This is a genomic window from Catellatospora bangladeshensis (genome assembly GCF_016862575.1).
Classification (GTDB): domain Bacteria; phylum Actinomycetota; class Actinomycetes; order Mycobacteriales; family Micromonosporaceae; genus Catellatospora; species Catellatospora bangladeshensis.
On the sequence record NZ_BONF01000062.1, the window covers coordinates 43,263 to 50,162 of the forward strand.

10 protein-coding genes are annotated in these 6,900 nt (G+C 74.1%); all 10 read left to right on the forward strand.

Annotated elements, in window-relative coordinates; genetic code table 11:
* Positions 1 to 10 precede the first annotated feature (10 nt).
* A complete protein-coding gene (locus Cba03nite_RS37670) occupies positions 11 to 1,078 on the forward strand; it encodes a hypothetical protein (protein WP_203757054.1) in 1,068 nt (355 codons plus the stop codon).
* Between the two features lie 42 nt (positions 1,079 to 1,120).
* A complete protein-coding gene (locus tag Cba03nite_RS37675) occupies positions 1,121 to 1,501 on the forward strand; it encodes a VOC family protein (RefSeq protein WP_203757056.1) in 381 nt (126 codons plus the stop codon).
* A gap of 255 nt (positions 1,502 to 1,756) precedes the next feature.
* On the forward strand, positions 1,757 to 2,152 hold the full coding sequence (locus Cba03nite_RS37680) for a group I truncated hemoglobin (protein WP_239126316.1): 396 nt from the start codon (positions 1,757 to 1,759) through the stop codon (positions 2,150 to 2,152).
* A gap of 2 nt (positions 2,153 to 2,154) precedes the next feature.
* Complete coding sequence (locus tag Cba03nite_RS37685; RefSeq protein ID WP_203757058.1) at positions 2,155 to 3,312, forward strand: globin domain-containing protein; 1,158 nt, start codon at positions 2,155 to 2,157, stop codon at positions 3,310 to 3,312.
* A 13-nt stretch (positions 3,313 to 3,325) separates the two neighbouring features.
* Positions 3,326 to 3,958, forward strand: a complete 633-nt coding sequence (locus tag Cba03nite_RS37690) for a hypothetical protein (protein WP_203757060.1) — start codon at positions 3,326 to 3,328, stop codon at positions 3,956 to 3,958.
* A 75-nt stretch (positions 3,959 to 4,033) separates the two neighbouring features.
* The gene (locus Cba03nite_RS37695; RefSeq protein WP_203757062.1) at positions 4,034 to 4,432 is read left to right on the forward strand and encodes a helix-turn-helix domain-containing protein; all 399 of its coding nucleotides are present in this window, start codon (positions 4,034 to 4,036) and stop codon (positions 4,430 to 4,432) included.
* A gap of 80 nt (positions 4,433 to 4,512) precedes the next feature.
* Complete coding sequence (locus Cba03nite_RS37700) at positions 4,513 to 4,857, forward strand: hypothetical protein (RefSeq protein WP_203757064.1); 345 nt, start codon at positions 4,513 to 4,515, stop codon at positions 4,855 to 4,857.
* Positions 4,857 to 5,789, forward strand: a complete 933-nt coding sequence (locus Cba03nite_RS37705; protein WP_203757066.1) for a serine hydrolase domain-containing protein — start codon at positions 4,857 to 4,859, stop codon at positions 5,787 to 5,789. The genes Cba03nite_RS37700 and Cba03nite_RS37705 overlap by 1 nt, the downstream gene beginning before the upstream one ends.
* Before the next feature lie 43 nt (positions 5,790 to 5,832).
* Positions 5,833 to 6,213, forward strand: coding sequence for an ArsR/SmtB family transcription factor (locus Cba03nite_RS37710; protein ID WP_203757068.1), 381 nt, complete (start codon positions 5,833 to 5,835; stop codon positions 6,211 to 6,213).
* Positions 6,188 to 6,805 (forward strand): SRPBCC family protein, encoded by a 618-nt coding sequence (locus Cba03nite_RS37715; RefSeq protein WP_203757070.1) that lies wholly within the window; start codon positions 6,188 to 6,190, stop codon positions 6,803 to 6,805. The genes Cba03nite_RS37710 and Cba03nite_RS37715 overlap by 26 nt, the downstream gene beginning before the upstream one ends.
* Positions 6,806 to 6,900: the final 95 nt, after the last annotated feature.

The window sequence follows — 6,900 nt, forward strand, 5'->3', positions numbered from 1 at the left end:
TCATGGCAAGGTGGGCGAGGTGCCGGAGGAGACCGTGCGTGAGCTGTACACGGCCCTGCCCGAGGAGTTCGTCGCGGCGCGCGACGCGGCGGCGGCCGCCGCCAAGGCCGCCGGGCACGGCCCGCAGGCCACCGCGATCAAGCGGCTGCGCCGCCCGACCGTCGCCGCCTGGCTGGTGAACCTGCTCGCCCACCGCGCGCCCGAGCGGATCACCGAGCTGGCCGAACTCGGCACCGAGCTGCGCGAGGCCCAGCGGCGGCTGCGCGGCGACGAGCTGCGGGCGCTGACCGTACGCCGCCGCGAGCTGCTGTCCCGCCTCGCCGACGAGGCCGAGCAGCTCGCGGTCAAGGCCCAGCCCTCGCTGACCCCCGCCCGCCTGCCCCGCACCGAGGTCGAGGAGACCCTCGCCGCCGCGCTCGCCGACGACGACGTAGCCGCGCAGGTCCGCGCGGGCACGGTGATCAAGGCGGTGTCCTACACCGGCTTCGGCACCGTCCTGCCGACCGGCGACGAGCCCGGCGAAGCCGACGAGCCTGACGAGGCCGAGACGGCGGCTGAGTCCGCCGGCGAAGGCAGGGATCACGCGGCCCGCAATCGTGCTGACAAGGCGGTGCCCGGCAGGCGTGCTGCGCGGTCCGTGGCCGGTGTCCGGCCCTCGCCCGGCACCGCGGTGACGTCGGCAGCCGGAGCGCGGCGTGCGCCGACCCCGCCTGCGGAGCGGCGGCTGCGGGCGGTCCCCGCGCCCGAACCGGCCCCGGCTGACGAGACGGACACGGAGGTCCGGGCAGCCGCGCCGCCCCGGGTGCCCGCCGGGCTGCGGCGCGCGCTCGACGCGGCGCAGTCGGCCGAGGAGCAGGCGCGTACCGAACTGGACGCGGCGCGCGAGGCGGAGCAGGCGTCCGGCGCCGAGGTGGTAGAGGTGCGCGCGGCGCTGGCCGCGCTGGAGGAGCGGCGCGACCGGGCGCAGCAGGAGGCCAACCGGCGGCGGGCCGCACGCCACGCCGCCGAGCGCGCGCTGGCGACGGCGGTGCGGCGCACGGCGAAGGCGCAGGCGGCGATCGACGCGCACGGCGGCTGAACGGCCGGTACGAAATCACGAATGACTACAGGAGGGACGGAAATGCTGGGCAGGACGCGGGCTTTCTCAGGCTTCTCGGTCGACGACACCGAGGCGGCGAGGCGGTTCTACGGCGAGACGCTGGGGCTGGAGGTGACCGATCTCGGCGGCGGCATGCTGCGGCTGGAGCTGGCCGGCGGCGGCCAGGTGCTCATCTATCCCAAGCCCGATCACCAGCCCGCCACGTACACCATCCTGAACTTCCCGGTCGTGGACCTGGCGGCGGCGATGGCGGAGCTGCACGGGCGCGGGGTCGAGTTCGAGCGCTACGACGTGCCGGGCCTGCGGACCGATGCGGACGGGATCGCCGAGGGCGAGGGCCCGCGGATCGCGTGGTTCAAGGATCCCGCGGGCAACATCCTGTCCATGCTGGAGGAGGACTGAGCCGGTCGCGTACGATGTGGACCGTACTCGAACATGTGTTCTAAACCACAATCCGTATATTAACCGACTACTGGTTGACACCTTAGAGACGTATCTATATATGCTGCTGGTGCGCGGATAACCAGCAGTTTGTTTGGCGGCCTTCGGGAAAACCGCTGGTTGTGCCGGTGTGATTCGTCGCGTCCGTTCCGGGTGCGGGCCCGGGCCGGACACGGTCGGCTCCGCGCTGCTCACCACTGCGAGACGGAGGCGAACGTGTCAGACAGTCCAGGAGCGACCACCACGGCCACCAGCGCGTACGAGCTCATCGGCGGAGCCCCGTCGGTGCGCGAGGCGGTGGACCGGCTCTACACCTACCTGCTCGCCGACGAGCAGCTCAGGGAATACTTCGACGGCGTCGACCTGCCCAGGCTCAAGGGCCACATGGCGATGCTGCTCAGCCACGTGCTCGGCGGCCCGGCCACCTACCCGGTGGAGCACCTCGGGTCGGCGCACGCGGGGCTGGGCGTCAGCCCGGCGCACTACGAACGGGTGGTGCAGTACGCCGCCGGAGTCCTGTTCGAGCTGCACGTCCCGATGGACATCATCCTCCAGGTCGGACAGGTGCTGGCCAGCGTCCAGCCCCTGATCGTCAGGCCGGCGGCGGCCTGAGGATGGACGCCCACCGCCTGCAGCGCAGCTTCGCCGTGGTGCAGTCCCACGGCGATCGTGCCGCACAGCACTTCTACGCCTTCCTCTTCGTGGCGTATCCGGAGCTGCGCGATCTCTTCCCGGTGTCCATGGCCGGCCAGCGGGAGAAGCTGCTGCAGGCGCTCGGGCACGTCGTGTCGCACGCCGACCGCCTCGACCAGGCCATGCCGTACCTGGAGGGCCTGGGCCGCGACCACCGCAAGTTCTCGGTGGTCGGGGGCCACTACGCGCAGGTCGGGCAGGCGCTGCTGGCCACCCTGGAGCACTTCCTGGGTGAGCAGTGGACTCACGACCTGGCCGCGGAGTGGGCGGCGGCGTACGACAGGGTGTCGGGCATCATGCTGCGGGCGGCCGAGCACGCCGCCCGCAGCCAGCCCGCCTGGTGGACCGCGGACGTGCTGGAGCACGAGCGCCGCGGCACCGACCTGGCGGTCTTCACGGTGCGGCCCACCATGCCGCTGTACTACCGGCCGGGGCAGTCGGTGTCGCTGGAGTGCGCGCTGCGCCCCCGGGTGTGGCGGCTGCTGTCGCCCGCGAACACCCCGCGCGCCGACGGCACGATCGAGTTCCACGTCCGCGCCCAGCCCGGCGGCGAGCTGAGCCCGGCGCTGGTGCACCAGCTGCGCGAGGGCGACCAGGTGCGGCTCGGCGCGCCGGTGGGCCGCCGGCTCACGCTGACCCCCGGTGGCGGCCGGGACCTGCTGCTCATCGCCGCGGGCACCGGCCTGGCGCCCCTGCGTGCGCTGGCCGAGCAGGTCGAGGTCGAGGCCGGCGCGGGAGTGCCGCCCCGGTCGGTGCACCTGTTCCTGGGTGCGCGCAGCGTGTCCGACCTCTACGACCTGCCGACGCTGCGCGGGCTGGAGGCCGCCCACCGCTGGCTGACCGTCGTGCCGGTCACGCCGGAGGACCACGGCGGCGACGACGTCCTCGGCGCGGCGCTGCGCACCGCCCGCCTGGCCGAGCGTGAGGTGTACGTGTGCGGCCCGCCCGCGCTGACCGGCTACGCGCACGGCGCGCTCGCCGCCGCAGGGGTGCCCGCAAGCCGGATCCACATCGAGGAGTACGACGGCGGGCGCTACCTGCCGTCGCCGACGCCCGCCGCGGTCAACGCGGTCCGGTGAGACAGGGGGAACCGTGACACCAGTCAGCGCACTCGGCACCCAGGACGCGCCGGACCTGCGTAAGCGCGTGCCGCACACGCCCGAGTCGATCGTCCGGCACCACCTGCCGGACGCGACCGGCCGCCGCCGCGGGTACGACAAGGAGGCCGTCGACCGGCTGCGCCGCACCGTCGCGGAGGACGTCGACGCGCTCAACGCCTACATCGTGATGCAGCAGGCCGAGCTGGACCGGGTCAAGCGGCTCGGCGACCGGCTGGGCGCCGCCGACCCGGCGGTGCGGGCCCGCCAGGTCGCCGCCGAGGCGGTCACCCTCACCGCGCGGGCGCAGGCCCAGGCCGACACCGTGATCGCCGCGGCGCAGCAGCAGGGACGCCTGATCGTGGAGACCGCCGAGAAGCAGGCCGCGAACATCCTGGAGGCGGCCCGGCGCGAGGCCGACCGGGCGGCGGCCAGCTACCGGGCCACGGCCGGCGTCGCGTACAGCGCGGAGAGCGAGCGGCAGGCCCGCGACGTCGCGATGCTGGCCACCTGCCTGCGCTCGCTGGAGGCGGCCCGCTCCAACCTGCCCGCCATCGAGGCGCAGTTCGACGCGGTGATCCTGGCGTTCCAGCACCAGCTGCAGCACCTGCACCCGCAACCCGAGTGAGCACCCGAGCCGGTGTGACGTGTCCGAAGTGGAGTGAACATGACCGGCCCGGCCTGCCCGTCCGATGATGGACAGATGCCCTCCCGACAGATGCCGCACTTCGCCGAGCGATACAACCGCCTGGTCGAGGCGATCCGGCCGGGCGGGGTGCGCCAGACCGACGAGCTGGTGGCCCGCGCCGTCGACGTGTCCGCGCAGTACATCGGGATGCTGCGCACCGGCAAGCGGGCCAACCCCAGCCACGGGCTGCTGCGCCGCATCGCGGCCCACTTCGGCGTGGACGTGGCCTACTTCCTCGACCCGGCCCGCGCGGCGGCGATCGACCACGAGCTGGACCTGCTCGGCGCGCTGCGCGACGCCAGGGTGCGCCGGGTGGCGTACCGGCTGACCGGGCTCTCCCCGGCGAGCCTGGACCTGGCCGCCGAGGTGGTGGAGCGGCTGCGCGCGCTGGAAGGCCTATACGACGATCAGTAAAAGATCGGTAACGTGCGCGTGCGAGACTTCGCAGCGCCGCAGGCCGCCCGGCCGCGCGGCGACGTTAGTGAGGCGGTCACGTGGCGGATCACACGGCGCGCCGGCCCTCGGCTCCGGTGGGGCTGGCCGCGAACCTGACGATCGGCATGAGCGTGCACCTGCTCGCCGCCGTCGTCTACGCGGTCCTGTCCCTGCTGCGCCTGGAGGGCTGCGACCGGAGCGACGGGCTGGCGGCCGGCTGGACGCTGGCCGTGCTGATCGACCTCATGCTCGGCGGGATCCTGCTGGCCATGGCGCTGCGCCGGGTCGCCGGCGGCAGCCGGTGGGCGGTGCTGGCGGGCTGGGCGGTGAGCTTCGTGCCGTTCGTGGTGGCCGCCGCCGTCTCCATGCGCTACCTCAACAGCCTGCCCAGTGGCTGTGAGTAGTGCGAGACCGGGAGATCGGGCGCCTGGTCCGCACCGCCGGGTACGCCGACCGTGAGGCGCTGGTCGTGGGCCTGTCCCGCCGCGGTGCGGGGCCGGTGTTCGTGTGCCGGGGGCCGTACACGGCGACCAGCCTCGTCTACGCCGCGTCGCTGGCCAAGCAGGTCGTGGCCGCGTGTGCGCTGCTGCTCGCGCGGCGCGGCGTGCTGGCGGCCGACGAGCCGCTGTCCCCGCGGCTGCCGGAGCTGCCCGGCTGGGCGGCGCGCGTACGGCTGCGGCACCTGGTCCACCACACCGGCGGCCTGCCGGACGACGAGCTGGTCGACGCGCGGCTCACCGGGGACCGGACCGCCGCCGCCGTGCTCGGGGCGCTGACCGCGCTGCCCTTCCCAGCCCGGCCACCCGGCACGGCGTACGCGTACTCCAACGCCGGATACGTCTGCCTCGCCGAGGTGGTGCGCCGCGCGGCGGGCCGCCCGCTGCCGGGCCTGGCCCACGAGCTGCTGTTCGCCCCGCTCGGCATGCGCATGAGCCGGTTCTGGGACGGGCCCGGACCGGCTCCGCCCGGCGCCCGGCCGCTGGCGCCGCTGCACCCGGCGCCGCTGTCGCTCGGCGACGGCGGCCTGTGGACCACCGCCGCCGACCTGCTGCGCTGGGCGGACGCGCTCAACACCGGCGCGCTGGGGGAGAGCGGGCTGCTGCAGACGCCCGGCCGGCTCGACGACGGCACCCCGCTCGACTACGCGTGGGGCATGGGCGTACGCCGCCGCCACGGATACACGCACTACCGGCACGGCGGCGGCTGGCCGGGCGTACGCACCGTGCTGGCCCGGGTGCCCGACCGCGGCCTCGGCCTGGTCGTCGTCGCGCCGGGAGACGCCACCGAGCGCGCCGCGGCGCTCACCGACCTGCTGCTCGACCGGCTGCTGAGCTAATACCAGGTTTGACTTATATAAGCTGCGGCTGTAACTTCGAGCCGTGCACGCCTTCGACGTACTGGGGGACCCGGTCCGGCGCCGGATCCTCGAACTGCTCGCCGACGGCGAACAGTCCTCCGGTGCGCTCACCGAGGTGATCCAGGCCGAGTTCGGCATCTCGCAACCCGCCGTCTCCCAGCACCTGAAAGTGCTGCGCGACAGCGGGTTCGCCACGGTGCGCGCGGTGGGTACCAGGCGGCTGTACACCGTGGACACCACCCCGCTGCGGGAGGTGGACGCCTGGCTCGAACGGTTCCGGGGCTTCTGGAGCCAGCGCCTGGACGCGCTGGAGACCGAACTCGCGCGCGGCCGCCGGGAACGCCGGCAGCGCGAACCACAGCGACGAGGAGACGACGATGAAGGACATCACCGAGCAGCTTGAGGCGATCCGCCGCCGGGTGGAACGCGCCGACACCGACGAGGGAGAGGGCGTCGCCGTCGTCATCCGGCGCACCTACCGCGGCGAGGCCGAGGACGTCTGGGACGCGATCACCAGCCCCGAGCGGCTGCCGCGCTGGTTCGCCCCCGTCACCGGCGACCTGCGGGAGGGCGGCACCTTCCAGGTCGAGAACAACGCGGGCGGCGACATCCAGCGCTGCGACCCGCCCCGCCTGCTCCGCCTCACCTGGGGCGCCCCCAACAGCATCGTCGAGGTCACCCTCACCGCCGCCGGCTCCGACCGCACCGACCTCGAGGTCCGCCACACCGTCCCCCTCTCGGTGGCGGGCAGCGCCGCAGGCGCCCTCTACGTCGGCCCCGGCTGGGACCAGGGCCTGCTCCGCCTGGCCCAGTACCTCTCCGGCGAAGACCTCGGCGACCTCACCACGGCGGAGAACTCCATCGAGGGCCAGGAGTTCTCCCGCGGCTCCATCGCCGCCTGGGCCGACGCCGTCCGCGCCTCCACCCTCGCCACCGAAGACCAGACCACCGCCGCCATAACCGCCGCCACCACCCACTTCGCCCCCAACCTGTAACCCCACCCCACCCCACCCAACCCCACCCCACCGCGCGCCAGCCCCACCCACCCCTCCCGCGTCGATCTTGCGCGAACTGTGGGTGCGACACGCGG

What these genes read in the sequence shown, in the direction of transcription:
- Cba03nite_RS37675 (WP_203757056.1), top strand. Translation starts at nt 1,121, where the DNA reads ATGCTGGGCAGGACGCGGGCTTTCTCAGGCTTCTCGGTCGACGACACC.
- Cba03nite_RS37685 (WP_203757058.1), top strand. Translation starts at nt 2,155, where the DNA reads ATGGACGCCCACCGCCTGCAGCGCAGCTTCGCCGTGGTGCAGTCCCAC.
- Cba03nite_RS37695 (WP_203757062.1), top strand. Translation starts at nt 4,034, where the DNA reads ATGCCCTCCCGACAGATGCCGCACTTCGCCGAGCGATACAACCGCCTG.
- Cba03nite_RS37715 (WP_203757070.1), top strand. Translation starts at nt 6,188, where the DNA reads ATGAAGGACATCACCGAGCAGCTTGAGGCGATCCGCCGCCGGGTGGAA.